This window comes from Actinophytocola gossypii (assembly GCF_025165815.1).
Classification (GTDB): Bacteria; Actinomycetota; Actinomycetes; order Mycobacteriales; family Pseudonocardiaceae; genus Actinophytocola; species Actinophytocola gossypii.
In genome coordinates, this window is the sequence record NZ_JAFFZE010000031.1 from 39,029 (window position 1) to 61,471 (window position 22,443).

General features: G+C 72.1%; 23 protein-coding genes and 1 tRNA gene. 10 read left to right on the forward strand and 14 right to left on the reverse strand.

Going from position 1 to position 22,443, the window contains the following annotated elements; translation table 11 throughout:
• Positions 1 to 15: 15 nt before the first annotated feature.
• A complete protein-coding gene (locus JT362_RS33655) occupies positions 16 to 1,140 on the reverse strand; it encodes a sialidase family protein (protein ID WP_260195952.1) in 1,125 nt (374 codons plus the stop codon).
• Positions 1,141 to 1,321: 181 nt separating this feature from the next.
• Here JT362_RS33655 and JT362_RS33660 point away from each other — a divergent pair.
• A tRNA-Leu gene (locus JT362_RS33660) sits at positions 1,322 to 1,394 on the forward strand.
• 334 nt (positions 1,395 to 1,728) lie between these two features.
• On the opposite strand, the gene JT362_RS33665 is transcribed toward JT362_RS33660, so the two are convergent.
• On the reverse strand, positions 1,729 to 2,199 hold the full coding sequence (locus tag JT362_RS33665) for a DUF6228 family protein (RefSeq protein ID WP_260195953.1): 471 nt from the start codon (positions 2,197 to 2,199) through the stop codon (positions 1,729 to 1,731).
• A gap of 570 nt (positions 2,200 to 2,769) precedes the next feature.
• Here JT362_RS33665 and JT362_RS33670 point away from each other — a divergent pair.
• From JT362_RS33670 to JT362_RS33680, 3 genes are all read left to right on the forward strand, one after another.
• Positions 2,770 to 3,351, forward strand: a complete 582-nt coding sequence (locus tag JT362_RS33670) for a TetR/AcrR family transcriptional regulator (RefSeq protein ID WP_260195955.1) — start codon at positions 2,770 to 2,772, stop codon at positions 3,349 to 3,351.
• A 64-nt stretch (positions 3,352 to 3,415) separates the two neighbouring features.
• Positions 3,416 to 4,834 carry an MFS transporter gene (locus JT362_RS33675; RefSeq protein ID WP_260195957.1) on the forward strand — a complete coding sequence of 473 codons (1,419 nt, stop codon included), beginning with the start codon at positions 3,416 to 3,418 and terminating at the stop codon, positions 4,832 to 4,834.
• Positions 4,831 to 5,589, forward strand: a complete 759-nt coding sequence (locus tag JT362_RS33680; protein ID WP_260195958.1) for an SDR family NAD(P)-dependent oxidoreductase — start codon at positions 4,831 to 4,833, stop codon at positions 5,587 to 5,589. The genes JT362_RS33675 and JT362_RS33680 overlap by 4 nt, the downstream gene beginning before the upstream one ends.
• 4 nt (positions 5,590 to 5,593) lie before the next feature.
• On the opposite strand, the gene JT362_RS33685 is transcribed toward JT362_RS33680, so the two are convergent.
• Positions 5,594 to 5,920, reverse strand: coding sequence for a hypothetical protein (locus JT362_RS33685; RefSeq protein WP_260195959.1), 327 nt, complete (start codon positions 5,918 to 5,920; stop codon positions 5,594 to 5,596).
• Positions 5,921 to 6,000: 80 nt separating this feature from the next.
• Positions 6,001 to 6,933 (reverse strand): NAD(P)-dependent alcohol dehydrogenase, encoded by a 933-nt coding sequence (locus JT362_RS33690; protein WP_260195960.1) that lies wholly within the window; start codon positions 6,931 to 6,933, stop codon positions 6,001 to 6,003.
• Between the two features lie 73 nt (positions 6,934 to 7,006).
• On the opposite strand from JT362_RS33690, the gene JT362_RS33695 reads away from it, so the two are divergent.
• Together JT362_RS33695 and JT362_RS33700 are read left to right on the forward strand one after the other, a co-directional pair.
• Complete coding sequence (locus JT362_RS33695) at positions 7,007 to 7,630, forward strand: TetR/AcrR family transcriptional regulator (RefSeq protein WP_260195961.1); 624 nt, start codon at positions 7,007 to 7,009, stop codon at positions 7,628 to 7,630.
• 47 nt (positions 7,631 to 7,677) lie between these two features.
• Entirely contained in the window at positions 7,678 to 9,216 is a 1,539-nt protein-coding gene (locus JT362_RS33700) for a protein kinase domain-containing protein (protein WP_260195962.1), read from the forward strand.
• A 1-nt stretch (position 9,217) separates the two neighbouring features.
• Here the strand turns inward: JT362_RS33700 and JT362_RS33705 are convergent, their stop codons facing one another.
• Together JT362_RS33705 and JT362_RS33710 are read right to left on the reverse strand one after the other, a co-directional pair.
• Positions 9,218 to 9,865 carry a maleylpyruvate isomerase N-terminal domain-containing protein gene (locus tag JT362_RS33705; RefSeq protein ID WP_260195963.1) on the reverse strand — a complete coding sequence of 216 codons (648 nt, stop codon included), beginning with the start codon at positions 9,863 to 9,865 and terminating at the stop codon, positions 9,218 to 9,220.
• Between the two features lie 10 nt (positions 9,866 to 9,875).
• Complete coding sequence (locus JT362_RS33710) at positions 9,876 to 10,331, reverse strand: winged helix-turn-helix transcriptional regulator (protein WP_260195964.1); 456 nt, start codon at positions 10,329 to 10,331, stop codon at positions 9,876 to 9,878.
• A gap of 84 nt (positions 10,332 to 10,415) precedes the next feature.
• Here JT362_RS33710 and JT362_RS33715 point away from each other — a divergent pair, with 84 nt between their 5' ends.
• Together JT362_RS33715 and JT362_RS33720 are read left to right on the forward strand one after the other, a co-directional pair.
• Positions 10,416 to 11,069 carry a DUF899 domain-containing protein gene (locus JT362_RS33715; RefSeq protein ID WP_260195965.1) on the forward strand — a complete coding sequence of 218 codons (654 nt, stop codon included), beginning with the start codon at positions 10,416 to 10,418 and terminating at the stop codon, positions 11,067 to 11,069.
• A gap of 12 nt (positions 11,070 to 11,081) precedes the next feature.
• Positions 11,082 to 11,519, forward strand: a complete 438-nt coding sequence (locus JT362_RS33720; protein ID WP_260195967.1) for a pyridoxamine 5'-phosphate oxidase family protein — start codon at positions 11,082 to 11,084, stop codon at positions 11,517 to 11,519.
• A gap of 141 nt (positions 11,520 to 11,660) precedes the next feature.
• Here the strand turns inward: JT362_RS33720 and JT362_RS33725 are convergent, their stop codons facing one another.
• Positions 11,661 to 12,734 (reverse strand): PQQ-dependent sugar dehydrogenase, encoded by a 1,074-nt coding sequence (locus JT362_RS33725; protein WP_260195968.1) that lies wholly within the window; start codon positions 12,732 to 12,734, stop codon positions 11,661 to 11,663.
• 30 nt (positions 12,735 to 12,764) lie between these two features.
• Between JT362_RS33725 and JT362_RS33730 the strand changes: the two genes are divergently transcribed.
• The gene (locus JT362_RS33730) at positions 12,765 to 13,628 is read left to right on the forward strand and encodes an exodeoxyribonuclease III (RefSeq protein ID WP_260195969.1); all 864 of its coding nucleotides are present in this window, start codon (positions 12,765 to 12,767) and stop codon (positions 13,626 to 13,628) included.
• On the opposite strand, the gene JT362_RS33735 is transcribed toward JT362_RS33730, so the two are convergent.
• The 4 genes from JT362_RS33735 to JT362_RS33750 all read right to left on the reverse strand — a co-directional run bounded on the left by JT362_RS33735 (position 13,591) and on the right by JT362_RS33750 (position 16,631).
• A complete protein-coding gene (locus JT362_RS33735) occupies positions 13,591 to 14,097 on the reverse strand; it encodes a hypothetical protein (RefSeq protein ID WP_260195970.1) in 507 nt (168 codons plus the stop codon). The two genes, JT362_RS33730 and JT362_RS33735, sit on opposite strands and share 38 nt — an antisense overlap.
• Positions 14,094 to 14,792 (reverse strand): MerR family transcriptional regulator, encoded by a 699-nt coding sequence (locus JT362_RS33740; protein WP_260195971.1) that lies wholly within the window; start codon positions 14,790 to 14,792, stop codon positions 14,094 to 14,096. The genes JT362_RS33735 and JT362_RS33740 overlap by 4 nt, the downstream gene beginning before the upstream one ends.
• Positions 14,793 to 14,935: 143 nt before the next feature.
• Positions 14,936 to 15,955 carry a GNAT family N-acetyltransferase gene (locus tag JT362_RS33745; protein WP_260195972.1) on the reverse strand — a complete coding sequence of 340 codons (1,020 nt, stop codon included), beginning with the start codon at positions 15,953 to 15,955 and terminating at the stop codon, positions 14,936 to 14,938.
• On the reverse strand, positions 15,930 to 16,631 hold the full coding sequence (locus JT362_RS33750; protein WP_260195974.1) for a Crp/Fnr family transcriptional regulator: 702 nt from the start codon (positions 16,629 to 16,631) through the stop codon (positions 15,930 to 15,932). The genes JT362_RS33745 and JT362_RS33750 overlap by 26 nt, the downstream gene beginning before the upstream one ends.
• A gap of 59 nt (positions 16,632 to 16,690) precedes the next feature.
• On the opposite strand from JT362_RS33750, the gene JT362_RS33755 reads away from it, so the two are divergent.
• The gene (locus JT362_RS33755) at positions 16,691 to 16,951 is read left to right on the forward strand and encodes a YciI family protein (RefSeq protein WP_260195975.1); all 261 of its coding nucleotides are present in this window, start codon (positions 16,691 to 16,693) and stop codon (positions 16,949 to 16,951) included.
• Positions 16,952 to 17,091: 140 nt separating this feature from the next.
• On the opposite strand, the gene JT362_RS33760 is transcribed toward JT362_RS33755, so the two are convergent.
• From JT362_RS33760 to JT362_RS33770, 3 genes are read right to left on the reverse strand one after another with little or no spacing between them, the layout of a single operon-like run.
• The gene (locus tag JT362_RS33760) at positions 17,092 to 17,736 is read right to left on the reverse strand and encodes a class II aldolase/adducin family protein (RefSeq protein WP_260195976.1); all 645 of its coding nucleotides are present in this window, start codon (positions 17,734 to 17,736) and stop codon (positions 17,092 to 17,094) included.
• Complete coding sequence (locus JT362_RS33765) at positions 17,723 to 20,146, reverse strand: LuxR C-terminal-related transcriptional regulator (protein WP_260195977.1); 2,424 nt, start codon at positions 20,144 to 20,146, stop codon at positions 17,723 to 17,725. The genes JT362_RS33760 and JT362_RS33765 overlap by 14 nt, the downstream gene beginning before the upstream one ends.
• On the reverse strand, positions 20,143 to 22,407 hold the full coding sequence (locus JT362_RS33770; RefSeq protein ID WP_260195978.1) for an Hsp70 family protein: 2,265 nt from the start codon (positions 22,405 to 22,407) through the stop codon (positions 20,143 to 20,145). Before JT362_RS33770 ends, JT362_RS33765 begins: the two co-directional genes overlap by 4 nt.
• Between the last annotated feature and the right edge of the window lie 36 nt (positions 22,408 to 22,443).

Sequence of the window (22,443 nt, forward strand, 5' to 3'; positions counted from 1 at the left end):
GGGCGACTCCGAGGTTCAGGTGACGGGTCCGCTGGCGTAGAAGGCCTTGCAGACGCCGTCGACGGTGTCGGTGGCGATCTGGAGGACGCTGGTCCCGTCCGTCGAGGCGAGCAGGGTCGGGCTGAAGTTGCGACAGCCCTCGTTGTTCGGATCGGGAACCTCGACCGGCGCGGGGATCTCCCGCCAGTCCCCGGCACCGCCCCGATCGTTGACCAGGATCGTGCGACCGTTGCCGGGGGCGTGGCTGCCGTCCGCGTTCACCAGCATCTCACTGACCAGCAGGATCGAGCCGTTCGGACTCACCGTGATGGTCGGCGTGTGCCGAGGATACTTCCCGTCCCCGGTCCGGACGCCAGTCCCGAGATCGTTCGGATCCCCGAAATCCCACCCGTCCTGTGATGTTCGGAAGTAGATGGAGCACAGCGGCTCCCCCTCGATGTTGCACACCTCGTACACGAGGAAGTAGGTCCCGTCGGCGAGCTGCCGCACCCCCGGCATGCCCGGTCGCACGAAGAAGTCGTCGTTCACGACCGTGTCGGCGGGCTGGCTCCAGTTGACCCCGTCCCGCGACCGCACCTGAACGATTTTCTGGTCGTGGTCCGGCTTGTCACTCTCGTCCGCGTACAAGGCCACCAACTGCCCATCACCGGCAACAAAGAGCTCCGGCTCCCAGGCGTTGTACTGGTTGGGTGACGTCGCGATGTCCGACTTGAAGGTCCAGGTCCGTCCCAGATCCCGACTGACCCACAACCGCTGTGTGGTCGCCCGATCGGCCGGCGACACCGAGTACCCGGTGGTGGTGGCCCACAGCAAGGTCCCCGCCGGCATGTCCCCGACCGGAGATGGAAGCTCGTACAGCGACCCGCAACACATCCCGCGCCCGTTCGCCCCAGCGGGATCGGCGATCGTCCCCACGTGCTGGAAGGTGTCCCCGCCGTCCGTGCTCTCGAGGATGATCCCGACGCTGTCCCCGTCGATCACGCTGCCCACGCTGGCGAGCACCCGCCCGTTGGCGTTCCCGCTGTGCTCCAGCCGGATGACCCGTGGGTAACTGGCTCCGCCCGGGTAGATGAGCTGTCGATCCTCCTGCGGGCGCTCCCGCGCCTCCGCTGGCGCGGGTAAGCCCACCAACGCGCCCACCAAGCCGCCCAGACCCAGGACAAGCCCAACCCAAACCCGTAACCGCACCATGATCACGCCCCGACCGTGCTCGTGCCGCCACTGTCCGAGGTCGGATCCTAACCAATAGGTAGCGCCATGTCGTTACTCTCAACCAAACGACCCTGGCTACGCTGTCGGAGGCGCGGGCACCACCCCGCCCGGGGCCGTAGCCCAACGGCAGAGGCACTGGATTTAGGTTCCAGCCAGTGAGGGTTCGACTCCCTTCGGCCCCACCGATTTGGTCATTGCGCGAACCACTCCGTTCGTGGTCGTTTCCGCGGGCAGGGTGGTTGCGGCCTCGTCGTCGCGGGTGTTGGTGATGGTGGCATTGGCGACGAGGGCTTCGACGAGTGTCTTGGTCTGGTTGTGGGTACCGCTGGACGCTTGACCGCGCCGGGCGAGGTAGGCAGTCGAGGACCTGGCGAAGGCCGGATGGACGGGCGAGGCCTTCGACAGCGCACATATCGCCTGTCGGCATGGCCGGCCGTCCTCGACAGATTGGCCGGCTGGCGTCGGCCAGCCCTCGCTAACCTGCCACCGAAAGTCACCCTTCGGCCCGTCAGGTTGTCAGTTGAACTCGTTGTCGCTCTCGAGGTAGTCGACCGGGAATCCTTCCGCCGTCATGAAAGCGTCGAGTTGGGCGACCAGATCATCCTTCGCCGCACCGGCCTCCAGCCAAGTGACGGTCGTTACGCCCCAACCACCATAAGCAGAACGCCACGGTTGCAACGTCCACGTCAGCGCAACATGTCCCCCCGGCTCGAACCTCGCGCCGACCATCAGATCGCGATCAGCGTTGGTCCAACGTCGCTCACCCTGCCAACCGCGAAAGTCCATGCTGTCAACAAAACGAACGAGACCCCGGCCCACCACGAAATTGGTGACGCCCTCCAGCCGAGCATCCAGCCCGGGTGCCTGCGCGCCAACGACGAAGAACATCCTGCGGTCGTGCGGCGCTGGCACTACATGCCGTTCCGCGAAACGCACCGACACCGACGGGTTGCGCTCGCACCGGAGCACGACCTCGACATCGTCCAAGCAGGCCAACTCGAGCTCTGGAAACGACCAGCCGTGCGGACACCCTGTGATCACATCACACACGGTACTCGCGGCAGCCCTTCCAACTCGGGATAGCTTGCCTCGGTCAAGACCAGGCTGGCGGGGCTCCGCGGCGGCGGGGTTGGACGCCGGGACCGAATCGATACGACGGTCGAGAGGTTCTGCGCTATGGGCGCCTTGCGAGTCGAGCTCCGTGACGACGGCGGTGGCACGGCGATCCTGATGCGCCACGGTCAGTCCGCTGTTTCGAGGCCGGCATGGCGCCATGGACCTCGAATCCATGGAACGCAGTGCCTCCTCGCTTGATCACCTGCTCGTCGAGCTCGGCGGGAATGCGCTGAGTGAACGGGAAGCCGGTTGAGTGCTTCCGGCGTCCGGTACGGGGTGAGGGCGGCCGCGGGATGGAGACGCTCGGTCCCCGGACGGCTCGACAACCGCTCGGCCGGTGTCGGCTGAACACCGCTCCGTCGACGGTCGCATCGATCCGCTACGGAGAACGTGGGCAACTCGATATTTGACTGATCGATCTAGTTTGGCTAGTCTTCGGTCGTGCCGAGGACCAAGGAGTTCGACCCCGATGTCGCGCTTGACGCGGCGATGGAGCTGTTCTGGTCGCGCGGGTACGAGGCGACGTCGACCGCTGACCTCGTCGAACACCTGGGGATCGCGCGAGCCAGTCTGTACGCGACCTTCGGCAGCAAGCACCAGTTGTACGTGCGCGCCTTGGACCGCTACATCCAGTCGCGTGATCCTCTTGTCGTCGAGACCTTGTCGCGTCCCGGCCCCGCGCTGCCCGCGGTGCGGGAGTTGCTCGAGGGGTTCGTCCGCGAAGCAACCGGTGAGCAGCGGGAACGCGGTTGCCTGGTGGTGAACGCCGCGGTGGAGCGGTTGCCCGGCGATCGCGTGGTGGCGCGGTGTGTCGAGTCGAGCTGGAACACCGTGGAGGTGGCGTTGACCTCGGCGCTGCTGCGCGCGAAGGCCCAGGGCGAACTTCGCGACGGCGCCGAGCCGCGGCGGATCGCCCGGTTCCTCCTGGTGTTCCTCGAAGGGCTTCGGGTGGTCGGCAAGGGTGGCTGGGACGAGCGACACCTGCGGGACGCGGTGACCGAGGCGCTGAGCACGTTCGCCTGAGGGGCGCTCGCGGTCGTTTTTTGCTGGGTAAATACTAGATTGATCAGTCCAAATTGGGGGCGTTGTGCGAGCGGGGTTCGCCGTGCTGGGCACGGTGCAGGTGGTGCTCATCGCGGCGATCACCGTGATCACGGTGTCCCTGCCAGCGATAGGTCGGGAGCTCGGCCTCGGATATGCCGATCTCGCGCTGGTGAGCACCGCGTACGGGCTGGCGTTCGGTGGCCTGTTGTTGTTGGGCGGCCGGTTGGCCGATCGGTGGGGGCACCGTCGTGCCTTCCGCGCCGGGGTACTGGGGTTCGCCGTCGCTTCGGTGGCGGCGACGGTGAGTCCTGGGCTCGTGGTGTTGCTGATCGCGCGGCTCGCGCAGGGCGCGGCCGCCGCGCTCGCCGCTCCCGCGGCGATGGCTCTGCTGGCCACCCTGTTTCCCGACTCGCTCCGGCGGGAACGGGCGATGGCCGCCTGGGGTGGACTCGCCGCCATGGGCGCCACGGCGGGCAATCTGCTGTCCGGTGTGGTGAGCACCTGGGCGTCGTGGCGGTGGGCGTTCGTCGTTCCCGCGCTGCTGGCCGCCGGTGCCGGCCTGTTGGCGTCGAAGCTGCTACCGCCGGGGCCGCCACCATCCCCGGCTCCGCTGGCCGTTCCCGGCGCGGCGTTGGCGACCGTCGGACTGTCGGCGGTCACCTACGCGCTGGTGAGCGTCGCGGGCAGTGGATCCGGCACGGCGACGTGGGTCGCGTTCGGCCTCGGCGCCGTCGCTCTCCTCGGGTTCGTCTCGGTGGAGCGACGCGGCCCGGCACCGCTGGTCCCACCCGGTCTGCTGGCGTCGCCACGGCGTGTGGTGGCGCTGGTCGTGATCCTGGTGACGGCCGCGGTCATGGCCAGCACGTTCTTCCTCCTTTCCCTGTACTTCCAACAGGTCCGCACCTTCTCGCCGGTGCTGACGTCGCTGGCCTTCCTCCCGTTCGGCGTGGCCCAGCTCGTCGCCTGGAGCCAGTCCGGCCGGGTGGTGCTCCGGCTCGGCCCGTGTTCCACGGTCATCACCGGCACGGCGGTCACCACGGTCGGGTTCCTGCTGCTCGCCCCGCTCGGCGACGACACGCCGTACCTGGGCGGCGTTCTCGCCGCGCTGCTGGTCCTGCCGGTGGGGATCACGTTGGCCTTCTCCGGCGCGATGTCCGCCGCGACGCGGGACACCGAGGTCGGTCGGGCCGGTGTCACGGCCGCCGTCGCGAACACGGCGATGGAGGTCGGGCCCACCGTCGGCCTGGCGGTGTTCGCCACCCTCGCCGCGCGGCGTTCCACCCAACTGATCAGCGAGGGAGCCGGCCGGAACACCGCGACGGCCGCCGGCTACCAGTTCGCCTTCCTCGTGGCCGCGGGCGTGACCGCCGCGGTCACCGCACTCGCCGTGGCCACCTTCGCTCGGACACGTCACCGGCGTGCGCGAACCGGAAATCCCATCACAGAACAGGAAATGCGATGACCACACAGTTCACCGGCAAGGTCGTGCTCGTCACCGGCGGCGGCTCGGGTATCGGCCGCGCCTGCGCGCGGACGTTCGCCCGCGCGGGCGCGACCGTTGTCGTGGCCGGCCGCGGTGCCGAACCGCTGGCGCGGACGGTGGAGTTGATCGAGGGCGATGGCGGCCACGCGGACGCGATCACCGTCGACATCACCCGGGCCGGGGGCATCGAGCACCTGATCGCCACCGCCGCCGGCCGGCACGGCGGACTGCACGTCGCCGTCAACAACGCCGGCGTGTTCGCCGGCGGGGCGGTCGCGGACCTGGACGAGGAGTCCTGGAGCCGGGTGCTGGACACCAATCTCACCGGCACGTGGCTGGCCATGAAGCACGAGATCAACCACATGCGTCAGCACGGTGGCGGCGCCATCGTCAACGTCGCCTCCAACCTCGGGGCGCACATGCGCATCCCCGGCATCAGCGCCTATATCGCCGCCAAAGCCGGGGTCAGCGCGCTCACTCGCGCCGCCGCCCTCGAGTACATCGGCGACGGCATCCGCATCAACGCGGTCAGCCCCGGGCCGGTGGACACCCCCATGTCCCTCCTGCCCGGGGAAACCGCCGAGGGCCGCGCCGAACGCATGAAGACCGCGCTGCCCATCGGCCGCGTCGCCACCGTGGACGAACTCGCGAACACCATCGCGTGGCTCGCCGGAGAACAGGCCAGCTACCTCGTCGGGCACGATCTGCTCGTCGACGGGGGCGCCGCGGCGTAGGCGTTCAGAGCATGATGCTCGGCATTTCGCTCGGAACCTCGTCGGGCGTCTTGTCGTCGGTCTTGTCGTCGGTCTTGACCAGTTTCTGCAGTTGTCCGCTCAGCTGGCCGAGTCGGCTTCCCATCCACGATTCCGGCTCTTCCATCGCGGCGTACAGGTCCGCGCAGTCCTCGAAGATCCCCAGCGCGCTGTCGACGTCCTCGTTGTCGACGGCGGATTGGAGTGCGGTTATGGAAAGCGAGAACACAACTTCGCTTCGCTGGCCCTCCTTGGATTTCTGCAGGATCTTGTCGAGCGCGATGTGGAATCGAATCATTCTTTCGCTGGACATTGATGCCTCCGCGAGTGGGAACCTGTGAAAGGTGAGTCGACCGGGTCGCGCTCGCTGTTACCTGTTGCGGCACAAAAGGTTCACGGAAGTTCGACGACGATCTTCCCGCGCACGCCACCCCGCTCCAGGGCGCGGTGTGCGGCGGCGATGTCTGCCAGTGGAAACACCCGGTCGACAACCGGACGGATCGCGCCGGAGGTGACCCAGCGGCCGAGTTCGGCGAGCAGTGCCGTCGTCGGGTTTCCGCTGAAGGCGCGGACCCAGCGGCTCCGCCGCACCGCGTGGGCCGCGATGTAGCTCAGCGAGCGCACCGGACGGTCGAGGTCGAACGCGATCGCGACCAGCCGGCCGCGTTCGCTGAGCAGCCCGCGATACGCGGGCAGTTCGGTGCCGACCGTGTCGAGGATGACGTCGAAACGTCCCAGTTCCCCGGGTGCGCGGTAGTCGATCGCCTCGTCGGCGCCGAGTTCCGTCACCAGGTCGAGGTTGGCGGCGCCGGCCAGGCCGGTGACGTGCGCGCCCATCGCCTTCCCGAGTTGGGTGGCGAGGTGGCCGACGCCGCCGGTCGCTCCTCGGACGAGCAGCCGCTCGCCGGGTGCCAACGCGGCGAGGTCGCGCAGTGCGGTGATCGCGGTCGTTCCGACGGGAAGGGCGGCGGCCCGGACCGGGTCGAGGCCGGCGGGAACGTGGTCGAGCCGGTCGGCCCGCACGGCGACGTACTCGGCGGCCGACCCCATCCGGCGACCCAGCACGCCCCACGCCAGGTCACCGGCCGCGAACCTGCTGCCCGCCGGCTCGACCACCTCGCCGACCAGGTCGACGCCCACCCGCTTGGGGAACCGGTTGCCGCTGAACGGGCGCAGGCGGCCGGCGCGCATCGACAACTCCCCGCCGTTGACCGACACCGCTCGCACCCGGACCAGGACCTCGCCGGGACCCGGGCGCGGCACGGGGGCGGTGGTCACCGACAGGACCTCGGCGGGGCCGTACCGGTCGTAGGTCGCGAGTCGCATCGAAGTGGAAGACATATTCCACTTGTACCGGCGGAAACGGAAGATGGCTTCCACTTCCGCTAAAGTGAGAGAGGTGCCGAAGCCATCGCCTCGCTTGCGTACCGACGCCGCCGCCAACCGGACCAGGATCCTCGACACGGCGCGGGACGTCTTCGCCACCGAGGGGCTCGGCGTCCCGATGAGCGAGATCGCGCGCCGCGCCGGACTCGGGGTGGCCACCCTCTACCGCCGGTTCCCCACCAAGGAAGCCCTGGTCGCGGAGGCCTTCGCCGAGCAGATGGGCGAGTGCGCCGGAATGCTCGACGCCGCCCTCGCCGATCCCGACCCGTGGCGGGCCTTCTGCCGCGTCCTCACCGAGGTGTGCGAGATGCAGGCCCGCGACCGCGGGTTCTCGAAGGCGTTCGTCACGGCCTTTCCCCACGTCACCGAGTTCCGGGAGATGCGGGAGCGGGCGGAACGAGGGTTCGTCGAACTGGTGCGGCGCGCGCAGGCGGCCGGCGCGCTGCGCCCCGACTTCGACCCGGCCGACGTGGTGCTCGTCCTGCTGGCCAACGGCGGCGTCCACGCCGGCACGTCCCAAACGACCATGGACGCCTCCCGCCGGCTCGTGGCCTACCTGCTGCAGGCCTTCCGCGCCGAGAACACCGCCCCGCTGCCCCGCCCGGCCGCCCTCCCGCTCGACGCGGCGCTCACCTGAACTATGGCAGGCTGCCCACGCGGGTGGCTGACGGTAGGAGGGTGAACGTGAAGTCACTCGGGGACTCGGACCCGAGACAGGTCGGGCCGTACCGGCTGGTCGCCGGGCTCGGCACGGACGAGACGGGGCCGGTGCTGCTGGGCAGCGGGCCGGACGGCCGACCGGTGGCGGTGAAGCTGGTCGACCCGCGGCTGACGGCCGACGAGGGGTTCCCGCAGCGGCTCGCGCAACAGGTGGCGGCGCTGCGTCAGGTGTCCGGGACGCACGTCGGACGGCTCGTCGACGCCGGCACCGGGCAGTGGCTGGCCGCGGAGTTCGTGCCGGGGGTGTCGCTGCGCGAGGTGGTCGAGCGTGGCGTCCTGCTCGGCGAGGACGCCGTGCTGCGGTTGGCGGCCGGGCTGGTCGGCGCGCTGACCGAACTCCACCGGGCCGGCCTGGTGCACCGGGATCTGACGCCGGGGAACGTGTGGCTCACCGACGACGGGGTGCGCGTGTTCGACTTCGGCGTCGCCAGGGCCCTCGACCACGACGTCGCCCTGGCGGTCGCGGCCCCGGAGTTCATGGCGCCCGAGCAGGCGAGCGGTCAGCCGGTGACCCCGGCCGCGGACGTGTTCGCGCTCGGCTCGGTGCTGCACCTGGCCGCCACGGGACGTAGCCCGTTCGACGCCGCGACCCGGGCCGAGACGTTGGCGAACGTGGTGGGCGCGCAGCCACCGCTGTCCGGGGCGCTCCCGTCCCGGGTCCGTCAGCTGCTGGCGGCCTGCCTCGCCAAGGACCCTCGGCAGCGGCCGACCGCGGACCAGCTGCGCGGGATGATCGGCCCGAGCGCGCACCCGTGGCCGTCCCTGGTCGCCTCGGGCATCGCCGCGCGGCGGGGCGAGGCCGCTCGGCTGCTCGGCGGCCAGCCGAACGTCGACGCGCCGACCACGGTCATCGCGCCGGTGTCCGCGCCGCCGCGACGCAGGCCGGTGCCACGCGCCCGGCGCTGGAAGCCGGACACCTGGGCGCTCGTCTCCGGCGCGGCGGTCGTGGTGACCATCGTGTTCGCCGTCGTCATGTTCAACGTGCTCACCCCCGACCGGCCGATCCGGGCGAGCCAACAGGAGCCAGACCGGGACGTACCCGTCACCACCGAATCGGCCGCGCCGACGACGACCACCACCACGACCACGACGACCACCACGACGACGACGCAGCAGGCCCCGTCCGGTCAGGTCACGGGTCTGGCCGGGAAGTGCATGGACGTCGCCGGCGCCGACACCGCGAACGGGACGCCCGTCCAGCTCCACGAGTGCAACGGGACCGACGCGCAGCAGTGGGAGTTCCTGCTGGACGGCACGGTGCGGGTGTTCGGCAAGTGCCTCGACGTGAACGGCGGCGCCACCGACGACGGCGCGACGGTCCAGCTCTACGACTGCAACGGCACCGGAGCCCAGCAGTGGGCGGTCACCTCCGAGGGCTGGATCATCAACGTCCAGGCCACCAAGTGCCTCGACGTGCCGGGCAGCGACACCTCCGACGGCACCCAGCTGGTCATCTGGACCTGCCACGGCGAGGACAACCAGGTCTGGGCCCCGCCCGGCTGACCTACCCCAGGACGAACGGGAGCCGCGCGCCGAACGCGGCCGCCTCCGCGTCGGTCGGCGTCCGCCGGCCGGTACCGACCAGCAGCGCGTCCCGGTCGGAGAACGACGCCGGGAACGCGGTGCCGGCGATCGCCTCCAGCAGCTCGCGGGACCGGGCGAGGCCGTCCGCCGGTGGTCCCGGCACGTCCGGGAGGTGCGCGACCAGGTCGAGGTGGTGCAGCGTCCACTCCAGGACGTACACGTCGAGGAAGTCGGCGGCGGTGATGACCTCGTCGCGGGTGCCGAACCGCTGGGCCGGGTCCATGAGCGCGGCGGCCCGGCCGGCGGCGGAGCCCACGTCGTCGAGGTGGAACGTGAGCAGCCCCGGGTCCTCGTACGCGGCGGCCATCCGGACGGTCAGCGCGTCGAGCGGGTCCTCGCCGGTCGGCGGCGTGTCGGTGACGGTCCAGTAGGTCACCGCGTCGCGGGTGGGCTCTGCGTCGACCGGGGTGGCGAACGTGATCAGGACGTCCTGGGAGTCGATGACCAGGTGGCACACCAGGTCCCGCACCAGCCACCCGGCGCAGCCCGACGGCCGGCCGAAGTCCTCGTCCGCGAGCCCCGCGACGGCGGCGCGCAACGCCGCCCACGAGCGGGTGAAGAGATCCACTCCGGGCACGTTAGCAGCGCGCACCCGGGCCGGGCAGGAGGTCGACGTCGGCGGCGCCGATCGGGCCGCCGCACGCCGAGCAGCGCAGTTCGGCCTGGCTGATCTCGCCGCAGGCGTGGTGGCGACGCAGGACCGGGGGACCGGCCTCGCCCGCGGTGAAGCGGTCGCCCCAGCGGGCCATGACCAGGAGCAGGTCGCACAGCTCGGTGCCCTTGGGGGTGAGCACGTACTCGTGCCGGGGCGGGCGGGTGGAGTACTCGCGTCGTTCGAGGACATCGTTGTCGACCAGCCAGCGCAGGCGTTCGGCCAGGACCTTGCGGGAGATCCCGAGGTCCTGCTGGATCTGCTCGAAGCGGTGGATGCCGGCGAAGACGTCGCGCAGGATCAGCGGCGACCACGGCTCGCCGATGACGTCGAGCGTGCGGGCGATCGAGCAGGCCATGTCGCCGAACCGGGTGCGCTGCATGGGAGCGATTCTAGCGCTTCGGGTTCCCTCAGGGAACGCAGTCTGTTAGCGTTCCCTCAGGGAACCAACCGGAAGGGGTCGGACATGAACCGCCCACCAGTCGTCTCCGCCGCCGAGTGGCAGGCCGCGCGGGACACGTTGCTGGTTAAGGAGAAGGAGCTCACCCACGCACTCGACGCGCTGGCCGCCGAGCGCCGCCGGCTGCCGATGGTCCGGCTGGACGACGACTACCCGTTCACCGCGCCGGACGGTGGCGACGCGAGCCTCACCGACCTGTTCGACGGACGGCGCCAGCTCGTGATCTACCACTTCATGCTGTCGCCGGGCCACGACGAGGTGTGCGGCGGCTGCGCGTCCTTCACCGACAACCTCGCCGACCAGTCCCACCTCAACGCCCGCGACACCACGCTGATCCTGATGTCGCCGGCGCCGCGGAACGAGATCGACGTGGTGCGCCGTCGGTTCGGCTGGACCGTGCCCTGGTACTCGGCCCACGGCAACGACTTCTACGCCGACCTCGGCCTCGGCGGCGGTTTCGGCCTGAGCGTCCTGCTGCGCGACGGCGACGAGGTGTTCCGCACGTACTTCACCACCGCCCGCGGCGTCGACCGCCTGCGCATGGACTTCAACCTGCTCGACCTCACCCCGTACGGCCGGCAGGAGGAGTGGGAGGACTCGCCGCCCGGCTGGCCGCAGGACCCCACCATGGCCTGGATCAGGCTCCGCGACGAGTACTGAGGAGACCTCGCGATGCGTGCGCTCACCGTGCCCGAACGCGAGGACTTCCTCGCACAGCCCCACATCGGCGTCCTCAGCGTGCCGAGCGACGACGGTCGGCCGCCGCTGACCGTCCCCGTCTGGTACGGCTACGAGCCAGGCGGGAACCTCACGTTCTTCACCGGAACGGGAGGCAGGCGGGCGCGCAAGACCCGGCTGCTCGAACGTGCCGGCAAGCTCAGCTTCTGCGTGCAGGACCCGCGGCCTCCGTACCGGTACGTCACCGTGGAGTGCACCCTCGTCGGCACCGACCGCGAACCGCCGGTGGCCGACGTCGCCGCGATCGCCGGCCGGTACCTGCCGGAGCCCGACGCCAACGCCTTCGCGAAGGCCGAGGCGGGCCGTCCCAGTGGGACGTTCGTGCTGTTCACCGCCCGCCCCGACCGCTGGCTGAGCCTGGACTCCGGCTGAGTCGTCGCGCGGTCAGGCGTGCCGACGCCCGGGCCGGCACGGCGACCAGCGCCACCATCGCCGCCGCCAGCCGACCCGAGCAACCGCGCCGGTCGCACCTTGCCCTCCGTCGTCGCGTGATCGTTGAAGCCGCGGGTGGGCTCACTGCTCGACGAGTTCGATCCGGAGGATGCGGTCGTCACCCGGTCGGGGGTCGGCGCCGCCCCAGGTCGCGCCGTCCGTGTTCGATGTGGTGATCCACAGGGCGCCGTCCGGGGCGACCTCGACGGTGCGGATCCGGCCGTAGTCGCCCGCGTAGTGCGCGATCGGATCGCCCGTGGCCTCGGTGCCGTCGACCGGTAGTTGCCACAGCCGCTGCCCGCCGAGCGCGCCCATCCACAGGGAGCCGCCGGCATAGGCGATCCCGGACGGAGATGCCTCGTCCGGATGAAGAGTGAAGATCGGGGGCTCGCCGGTGTCGCCGTCCGTGCCTTCGGTCTCCGGCCAGCCGTAGTCCACCCCGGCGCGCAGCACGTTCACCTCGTCCCACGTGCGGTGACCCAGTTCCGACGCGTACGCCGTGCCGTCGGGGCCGAACGCGATGCCCTGCACGTTCCGGTGCCCGGTCGAGTAGACCGCCGTGCCGGACGGGTTGTCCTCGGGGATCGACCCGTCCGGGCGCACGCGCAGGACCTTGCCGTTGAGCGACGTGTCGTCGGCGGCGTTCTCCGGCAGGAACGCGTCGCCGGTGCCGATCCACAGGTTGCCGTCCGGGCCGAAGCGCAGGCGGCCGCCGTGGTGGCGGTCGGCCGTCTCGATCCCCTCGAGGACGACGCGTTCCTGGCGCAGCGAACGGAAGTCCTCGGCGATCCGCAGCGCCACGACCCGGTTCGTCGGGCTCGACGACACGTAGGCGTACACGGTCCGGTCGGTCTCGAACGCCGGCGAGGTCGCCAACCCGAGCAGGCCGCCCTCGGCGCTGCCCAGCACGTCGGGCACGACGCCGACCGGCGTCGGCTCGCCGCCGGCCGCCGGCACGCGGTTGATCTCGCCGGACGTCCGGGACGTGACCAGCGCGGAACCGTCGGGCAGGAACGCCAGGCCCCACGGCATGTCCAGACCCGTGACGAGTTCGGTGACCTCGCCGGGGGCGACCAGCTCCGGGTCGCGCGGCTCCTGCTGGGTCGCCGTGCAGCCGGCGAGCACCAGGACGGTTAACAATGATATCGGTCTCATGTTATCGACGGTGCCAGTACCGTTGGGGGCGTGCGGGTGGTGACGTGGAACGTGAACTCGGTCAAGCAGCGGCTGCCCCGGTTCCTGCCGTGGCTGGACGAGCGGCGGCCGGACGTGCTGTGCCTGCAGGAGACCAAGGTCCCCGACGACACGTTCGCCGAGCTGCTCGACGACGAGCTCGCTCGCCGCGGGTACGAGGTCGCCGCGTACGGGGAGGCGCGGTGGAACGGGGTGGCGATCCTGTCCAGGGTCGGGCTGGACGACGTGGTGCGCGGGATCGAGGGCGCGCCAGGTTTCCCGAACCCCGAGGCCAGGGCGCTCGCGGCGACGTGCGGCGGGGTCCGCGTGCACTGCCTGTACGTGCCGAACGGGCGGGTGCCCGACTCCGACCACTACCACTACAAGCTCGCCTGGCTCGCCGCGTTGCGGGAGGTCGTCGCGGCCGGCCCGGCGGACGCGATCGTGAGCGGTGACATGAACATCGCGCCCACCGACGACGACGTGTTCGACCCGGCGGCCTACGTCGGGCAGACGCACGTCACCGGGCCGGAGCGGGACGCGCTCGCCGCGCTGCACGGGCTCGGGCTGCGGGACGTCGTCCGGGACCGGTGGCCGGACCAGCGGGTGTTCACCTACTGGGACTACCGGGCCGGCATGTTTCCGAAGGACCTCGGCATGCGGATCGACCTGGTGCTGGCGTCCGAGCCGGTGGCGGGTCGGGTGCGGGCGGCGTGGGTCGACCGGCAGGCGCGCAAGGGAACCGGGCCGAGCGACCACGCGCCGGTGGTCGTCGACCTCGACGAGGCGCCGGACGGGGACATCGGGCCGGTGGTGCCGCCGCCGTCGGCGCCGTCGGTCAGGCGCGGGTCGACGCGGCTGCCGCAATCGCGTTGACGGCCGCGCGCGGGTCGTCGGCGCGGAACCGGACCCTCGTGGTGTCGTGGAGCTCGACCAGGATGTCGGTCTGGTTGCCGATGGGGAAGCTCAGCTCGCCGGGTCGCTCGCGGTGGGTGCGGGGGTCGACCCGGACCGCGTCGATCGTGGTCAGCGGGATCCGGAGTTCCTTGGTGGGGCCGTCGCGGAGCACCAGTTCGGTGCGGGTGACGACGTGCGGGTGGACGACGCCGGCGGCCGCGATGCCGAGTACCTGGAGCAGGGCCAGGACGTCCAGCAGGTGTAGCCACGGCCAGGGCACGAGCACGGCGAGGAGCGCTGTCTCCACGGCCAGGACGCCGGCCAGCGCGATGAGCATCGGCGTCTGCTCACGGGCGTGACCGATGGCGATGTCGTCCGGGCCGACGCCGATGCGGCGGCCGCGCAGCCAGGGCCACAGTGCGGCGAACGTGCGCAGGAGGAAGGTCATGGGCGGGCCAGGCGGATGGCGTGCCGGATCACCTCGGCCTGGGCCGGGGTGAGGGAGTCCAGTAGGGCTTCGCTGAACGGGTCGTCGGTGTCGGTGATCATGGCGCGGAGCGCGGGCGGGATCGTGGCGGCGATGTCGGCGGCCAGAGCGGGGATCCGGGGGTCGTCCGGGCCGGCGTCAACGAGTTCGTGCAGCCGGTGCTGGGTGTCGGGGGTCTGTTCGGCCAAGCCGAGGGCCGCGACGATCCGGTGGCGGTCGGGGTGCCGGTCGAGCAGGGCGAGCAACTCGCGTTCCCGTTCGGCCATGGGGGACGGGGCGACCGCGTCGAGTACCGCGAGCAGGTCCGGTGGGACGGCGTCGTCGGCGTGCGGGCGGGCTCGGTCGATCAGGACGGCCAGGCGGGCGCGCCGCTCGGCCAGGTCGCGTTGCTGGCGGGCGAGGTCGTCGTCGAGTTCTCGCAGGATCTCGTGCAGGTCGCGGGTGGTGTCGTCGGCGAGTGCGTGGGCGACCTCGTCGAGGGTCAGGCCGAGTTCGGTCAGCCGCCGGATGCGGGCGAGGGTGATCACGTCGCGCAGGCCGTACTCGCGGTAGCCGTTGGGCCGACGCGGTGGTTCGGGCAGCAGACCGCGACGGTGGTAGTGCCGAACGGCTCTGGTGGACACGCCGGCCGTAGCGGCCAACTCCCCGATGCGCATGCCTCCAGTCAAGACCCTGACGTCGCGACAAGGTCAAGCCGCGATGCGGAAAACCGCACCTCAACTATGCGGTAAACCCCATGGCACCCGATCCCCCAACAGACCAGAGTGGACATCGCCGGCACTTCGTCCACCTCGCGGGATCAGCCCAGATCCCGGAAAGGAGCAGCGTATGTGAAGTCCCCGCGGATCGCCGACCGGTAGGCGCTCAGCGGACGTGCCTGGAAATGCGCGACCCACTCCGCGACAGGTGGGACGATGCCGAGCTCGACGGCCGGTCGGAAGCCGAACCTGGGGTAGTAACCGGTATGCCCCAACAGCACCACGACCGGCTCGTCGAGCGCGTCCGCGGCACCGAGCACAGCGTGCATGAGGGCCGACCCGACCCCCGCACGTTGCCACTCCGGCAACACACCCAACGGGCCGAGCCCGAGCACCGGCACCCCACCCACCATCGCGCGGGTGCAGACCACGTGCCCAACCACGCCGCCAGCCACAGGCCCAGCCACGCGGCCAGCCCCGGAGCCAGCCTCAGAGCCAGCCCCAGAGCCAGCCTTGGAGCCAGGTCGGGAGCCGGCCTCGGAGTCAGGCCAGGAGCCGGCCTTGGAGTCAGGGCGGGAGCCGGCGTCGGAGTCAGGCTTGGAGCTGGCCTCGGAGGCAGCGTTGGAGCCCGCGTTGGAGCCAGGCCCGGAGCCACGCCCGGAGCCAGCCTTGGAGCCGGCCTCGGTGTGAGCGCCAAGCCCGGCCTCGGTGTCAGCCTCGTGGCCAGGTCCGGTGGCAGACCTGGGGCCAGTTCCGAAGCCTCCCGTCCCGGAGCTTCCCTCCACGAAGCCTTCGGCTGGGAAGTTCGCGGCCAGGGAGTCGTCGGCCGCCACCGAGTCCGGCGCCACCGGGTCCCTCGTTGCCGGGTCCCTCGTCGCCGAGTTCCTCGTGACGGCGTCTCCGGCGGTGGCGTCCGCGGCAATCGGTTGCTCGGCCAACAGTTGCTCGGCCAACGGGTGCTCGACGACGGCGACCAGCGACAGCGCCGGCAGCCAGCCGGCGTCCGCTCGCAGCGCCTCGACGAGCTTGGCCTCGACCTCGCCGTCGAACGCGGCGCGGTGCACCGCGCCGATGGCGGGAACGTCGCCGGGTACCTCACGCCTGATCAGCACGGCGGCCACTGTCGCACAGTGCCCCACGCGGAGCATCCGGGTTTGCGCGCAGCGCGAGCAGCTCCGGCGCCAGCACGACCACGGCGCCGGGCTCGACGGCGACCAGCCCTTCGCCGGCGAGCGTGCGCAAGGCACGGTTGACGGTCACCCGGGTGGCGCCGATGGCCTCGGCCAGGCCCTCCTGGGCACCGGGAAGCATCACCCGGGCGCCGCCGGAGCCGGCCGCGCGGACCAACCAGGCCGCCGTCCGGGTGACCGCGTCGGTGACGCTCGCGCGCACGAACGCGTCCTGCTGGTCGCGCAGTCGGCCGGCGAGGTGGGCGAGCACGTGCCGGCGTGCGGCCGGGACATCGTCGACCAGCGCGAGCAACTCGGCCGCCGGCACCGGCCGCACCCGCGACCTGGCGCTCGCGAGCCAGGTCGCGGTGTGGCCGGCGCCGTCGAGCACCGCGGCCTTGTCCACCGCGCACGGCGCGGGGAACTCGCCGAGCCGGAGCCGACGGCCGGCCGCGGTCTCGTGGGTCGCGGTCACCCCACCGGTCTCCACGACGATCAGGTGACCGGCCGGCTCGCCCCGCACGGCGAGCACGGTCCCCGCGTCGACGGTGCGTGCCGGCGCGGCCGCGGCCAGCCGGTCGAGGCGTGCCGGGTCCAGGGTGGCGAGGAGCGGAACGTCCGCGAGCATGCGTCGCAGTATCACGCGATACAGCGCGCGACGGCGAACGGCTCCTAACGTCCGCGGGTATGTACGTGATCGAACTTCGCTTCACCGACGACCCGCGCCGCCTCGACGCCCGTCCCGCGCACCGGGACCGGCTCGCCGCACTGCACGCCACCGGACGGCTCCTGCTCGCCGGTCCGCTCGCCGACGACTCGGGTGCACTCCTGGTGTTCCGCGACGACCCGGACGACGAACTGGCGGCCGACCCGTACTACAGGACTCCTGGCGTCGAGGTCTCCTCGGTGCGTGAGTGGCGTCCGGTGGTCGGTGACCAGTACGGGTGACCGGTGCGGGCGCCGTGGGCGGACGCCCCACGCCGGCCACGACGCCGGCTGCGCGTACCTGACGGTGCGGGCGCCGTCGCTCACGACCACCTGGGCTCGCGTCGCCAGCTGGTCCCGCATCGGGCAAGGGATTGAACGGTTCAGGCAGTCGGCGGGGAGCCGTAATCGAGTTCGGTGAACTGGGCGGCCGCGGCGGTCAGCTCCTCGTCGGTCAGCAACCGCGGGTTGCCCAGCGCCACCGCCCGCCGGTACGTCTCCGCCAGCCACTCGACCAGCTCCAGTCGCGCGCACGCCTCGTCGAGCGTCTCGCCGAGGGCGATCGAGCCGTGGTTGCGCATGAGTGCCGCGGCGCGATCGGTCAGGGCGGCGAGCACGTTGGCGGCCAACGCCTCCGACCCGAACGTGGCGTACCGGGCGACCCGCACCACCCCGCCGAGCTGCAGGGTCGCGTAGTGCACCGGCGGCAGCTCGTCGTGCGTGCAGCCGACCGCGATCGAGGACATCGCGTGTGCGTGCGCGACCGCCCTCGCGCCGGTGCGGGTGTGGATCGCCAGGTGCAGCGGGAGCTCCGAGGTCGGTCGGGGGTGGCCTGCCACGACCGTGCCGGTCAGGTCGACGACGGTCAGCAGGTCGGGAGTCAGCGCGCCGAGGTCGGTGCCGGACGCCGTGACGACGACGTGCTCGCCGGCGCGGACCGACAGGTTGCCGGCCGTTCCGACCACCAGGCCACCCTCGGCGAGCCGGCGACCGGCCGCCACCAGCAGCGCGCGCTCACTCTCGTACACCACCGCTCCCCACCAGCGTCCGCAGCTGTGACAGTAGCTCGCTCCGGCTGGACGCGCCGAGCCGCTGGCGCATCCTCGCGACGTGGTGCTCCACCGTCTTCGCGGAGATGAACAGGCGGTCGCCGACGTCCTTGTACGTCAGGCCGGAGACGACGAGTTCGGCCACCTGCAGCTCCCGGTCGCTCAGGCTGACCTCCGGCGCCGGTTCGGGATCCGACGACGGGCGGCGGGTGGAGACGGGCTTGCCCTGGATCACCCGCGCGCAGTCGAGCAGACGCACCATCGCGGTGCGGTCCGCGGTCCGGGTCGCGGCGTGACCCGCCAAGCGGGCGGCGTCCCAGGTGAAACCCGCCGCCTGCAGGCCGCGGGCCGCGTCCTCGACGGCGTCCGCGTCGACCGTGCCGGCGGTGACGTCGAGCCAGCACCGCGCCGCGGTCGCCACGGTGCCGAACTGCTCGTCCCGGGCAGCCGCCTTCGCCATCGACTCGGCGTGTTCCTCGGCCACGTCCGGCTGGCCGGCGACGATCGCGGCGTGCAGGCCGCCCCACCACAACGGCACCGCCCACAGCGGCGGGTCGCCGAGTCGGGCCAGCAGTGCGCGGGCCTCGGCGAGGTGCGCGGCGACCCGGCCCTCGTCACGCACCCGGGCGGCGGCGACGGTCAGCTCGCCCAGCGGAAGGAACGTGAACAGGTCGACCGGGTGGCGCAGGACCGCCTCACCCGCCTGCAGCCACGCGCGCCCCAGCCCGGCCGCGTCGCCGGCTCGGCGGGCCACCCCCAGCTCGATCGCCACGGCGAACAGCGCGTCCCTCGGCTCGCTCGGGGCGCGGCGGGCGGCCGCCAGACCGTCGGCGGCCCTGGTCAGGTCACCGCGGGCCATCGCGATCCAGGCCAGCAGGAGCCGGTGCCGGGTGGCGAGCGGCGCGCCGCCGGTTCCGGCCGCGGTCGCGCGCTCCAACAGCGACGTCGCCGTGCCGAGCTCGCCGTAGTGCAGGGCGAGGAGCGCGCCGAGCGCCGCCGGGCTGTCCGGGAGCAGCACGCCCCGCCCGACCGGTTCGAGTGTCGCCGCAGCACGCACCATTGTGGACAGCGCGGTCATCGGCCGGCCGACCACCGACTCGTGCATGCCTTGTGCCATCAAGGAAAGCGCGCTGGACAGGGACGTCGGCGGCCCGTCGTCGGCGACCGGCTCGGTCAGCTCGCCGACGCCGATCGAACCGAGTGCGGCGAAGTGGTCGGCGCCGGCCCAGCGGTACAGCTCCGCGCTGCGGCCCAGCTGCCCCCGATGCGCGAGCGCCGCCGCGGCGACCGTGGCCGCTGCCCTGCGGTCGGGAGCGTTGTCGGTGGTGATCACCTGGTCGGCGAGCCGCAGCGCGCCGTCCAGGTCGCCGGCGAGAGCCAGCGCCTCGGCCCGGCGGGCGGCGACGTCGACGGGGGCGCGGCCCGCGGTGACCGCGGCGGCGTAGAGGCGGGCGGCGAGCGCCGGATCGGTCGGCAACGCCTCCGCGGCGGCGGTCTCGAACGCGGCGGCGGCACCGTCCCCGCCGATGCCGGTGCCGGCGAGCGGGCGCATCAACGGCAGCACCGGGCCACCCCGGGCCAACTGGAGCTCGGCGAGTCGCTGCCGGATCCACGCGCGCCGCTCCACCGGGATCAGCAGGCGGATCGCCCGCTGCGCGATCGGGACGAGGGCGCCCGCCGTTCCGACGAGCCCGGTCGCGCGGGCCGCCTCGACGACGTCGCTGATGTCGGTGGCGCCGGGCCCGGTGTCGAGGAGGTCGACGAGCAGGTCGCGGTTGAGGGCGACGCCCGCCTCGGCGGCGAGCAGGAAGCGGAGCACGCTCTCGTCGAGGCGGGCCAGCTCGGGGTGGAAGCCGGCGAGCGCGGCGGTGGGGACGTCGAGCTCGCCGTCGAGCGCGCGGGCCAGCCGGTCGACGAACGCGGGGACGCCGCCGGTCTGGGCGTGCACGAACTCGGCGTGCCGGTCGGTGCGCAGCCGGGCGGGGAGCGCGGCGCGGACCTGCGCGGCGTCGAAGGGTGCGAGGAGGAGCTGGTCCTGGACGAGGTCGAGCAGCTCGGCGACCGGGCCGCGCCGGGGCCACGGCCGCGCGGCGACGACGAGCCGGACGGGTGTCGTGGTGGCGATCCGGCGCAGGTCGCGGAGGTCGGCGTCGTCGAGCTGGTGCGCGTCGTCGACGAGGAGGACACCGTCGGTGACCTGGTCGAACGGCGGCAGTGCGATGACCGGCTCGGTGCCGGTGGCGGCGTGCACGGCGGTGCCGAGGTGCTGCAGGAGCGTGGTCTTGCCGTACCCGCCGGGAGCGACGATGCCGACGTGCGCGCCGGGCCGCCGGTCGGCGGCGACGGTGTCGACCTGGGCGGCGATGGCGCGGTCGAGGATCGGGCTCATCGGCGACCCCTGTCGCGGTCGGTGCGGTGCCGTGGTTCGGCGGAGGACCCGTCGTCGCGGTAGCGGTGGCGGCGGGAGCGTGCGGGGGAGGGTCCGGGGTCGTCGTCTGGGCGACGGTGGCGGCGGGGTTCAGGGCTCATGGCGGAGTGCGAGTGGGGGGCCGGGGCTTCGTCGTCCGGCGCGCGGTGGCGGTTGGCGCCGGCGTGGGCGTCGGGTTCGCGGTGGCGGGAGCCGGCGTTGGGGTCGGGGTCGGGTTCGCGGTGGCGGGAGCGGGCGGGTGTTTCGGGGTGGTTGGGCTGGACGGAGCCGTCCAGGTGGTTGGCGTGGTGGCGGGTTCGTGGGGGTGGTTGGAAGTCGGGGCGGGAGCGGGTGCGTGCGGATGACTCAGGGTCGGTGGGTTGGAGGTGAGGGTGTGAGTGGGCAGGGGTGCGTGCGGGTCGTTCGAGGTCGGGGTGGACGGGGTCGTTGGGATGCGGGTGGGACGGAACGCGTGCGGGGGGATGCGTGGGTGGCCCGAGGTCGGCCGGGTGAAGGGGATCGTCGAGGTGGTTGGGGTGGGAGCGGGAAGGCGCGGATCGTTCAGGGCCGGTGGGGTGCATGGGTTGGTCGAGGTGGTTGGGGTGGGAGCGGGTTGATCGTTCGTGGTGAGGGCGTGGTGGTTCGAAGCCGGGGAGGGACGGGGAATCGCCGGCTTGACTCGGATGGGGTGGTCCGGGGGCTGCGTGGTGTGACGGATCGTCGGGGTGGCTTGGGTGGGGCCGCGCGGGTGCTTCGGGGTCGGTGAGGTGTACGGGGTCGTCGGGGTGGCTTGGGTGGGATCGCGCGGGTGCTTCGGGGTCGGCGAGGTGCTCGGGATCGGGGTGGGGAGCGTGGTCGGTGAGGTCCACGGGATCGTCGGGGTGGGGAGTGGGGTCGGCGAGGTGCTTGCGGCGGGGCAGGACGTCGGACCGGTCCGGTGTCAGGGAGCGTGCGGGTCGGCGGCGTGGGGACTCGGGGCGCGAGTCGTGCTCGGGTGCTGCTGGGGTGCGGTTGCGGCGGGGCGACTTCTCGTCGCGGGTGGGGCGGCGGAGCAGGCGGCGCTTGGGTGGTTCGAGGGGCACGATGTCGACCGGGGGTCTGGGGGGTGGCGGGCCCAGATCCGACAGGTCCGCCTCGGGTAGGTCGTCCAGGCGCATCAGGTCCGTGTGGGTCACTGCCGACGGGGTCAGGGGTTCGGGGGTCACCGCGGGCGCGGTGGCTCGGACGGTGGGCTTCGCTACCTTCGCCGCTGCCAGGGCCGCACCTCGCGCCATCGCCGTGGCGGGGTCGGGGCTCGGTACGACTCTGGCTCGGGTTGTTGTGCTCACCAAGCGTCTGAGCAGGGGGATCTGTGCGCAGCCGCCTACCAGGACCACCGTGTGCACGTCGGCGGACTGGATGGTGCGGCGGAGTGACTCGACCGTGCTTTCCAACGTCGGGCGGATCAAATCCTCCCAGTCGCCTCGGGTGACGCGGACTCCGGCGACGGTCACCGCTCCTTCGGTGGAGAGGCGTTCCTTGGCGGCCGTGCACTTCGCGCGGAGGGAGGCCAGGGCCGGGCCTGTGGGGGCGCTGTCCAGCCCGGCCAGGACGTGGTCGGTCAGTAGGTCGTCGAGGACGGTTCCGGCCAACGACTCCTCGGTGGTGTGGGTCAGTGGTTCGAAGCCGAACGAACCCTTGCGCAGGACCGCGGCCTCGAAGCGGGTCGCGCCCAGTGCGTGGACGGCGAGTTCCTCGCCCACCTCCACGCGGTCGGTGGCGGCGTGGTTCTCGGCGGCGGCCACCGGTCTCGGTAGGAGGGTCAGTTCGGGGAGGCTCACCTCGCGCAGGGCCGTCAGGAGGGTTGTGCGGCGGTGCGTCCCCCAATTGGCTGGGTGGGTGACCACCAAATGGGTGGCGGGAGCGTTCTCGGTCGCCTCCACTTGGTCGACGATCCAGCCGATGACGGCGGCGGTGAGGACCTCGGCGGGGTAGGGCTCGCCGCCGAGTGTGATCGGGATCTCGTCGCCGACGCGCTCGGGCACGTCGCGGGCGATCCAGGCGGCGCGTTCCGGCAGCGCGCGGATCGCGGCCTCGCCGACCTCGACCATGCCGTGCTCGGTCACGTGCAGCACGGAGGGGACGCCGGAGGGGGCGCCGTCGAGGGGGACGACCTGGGCGCCGCGGCCTCGACCGGGGTCGTTTCGGCTGATGGCGGCCGTGGTGCGGCCGCTGCCGAGATCGATCCCGAGGGCGTAGGGCATCCGTGGCGTGTCCTCTCCGAGACCTGTCCGTGACCG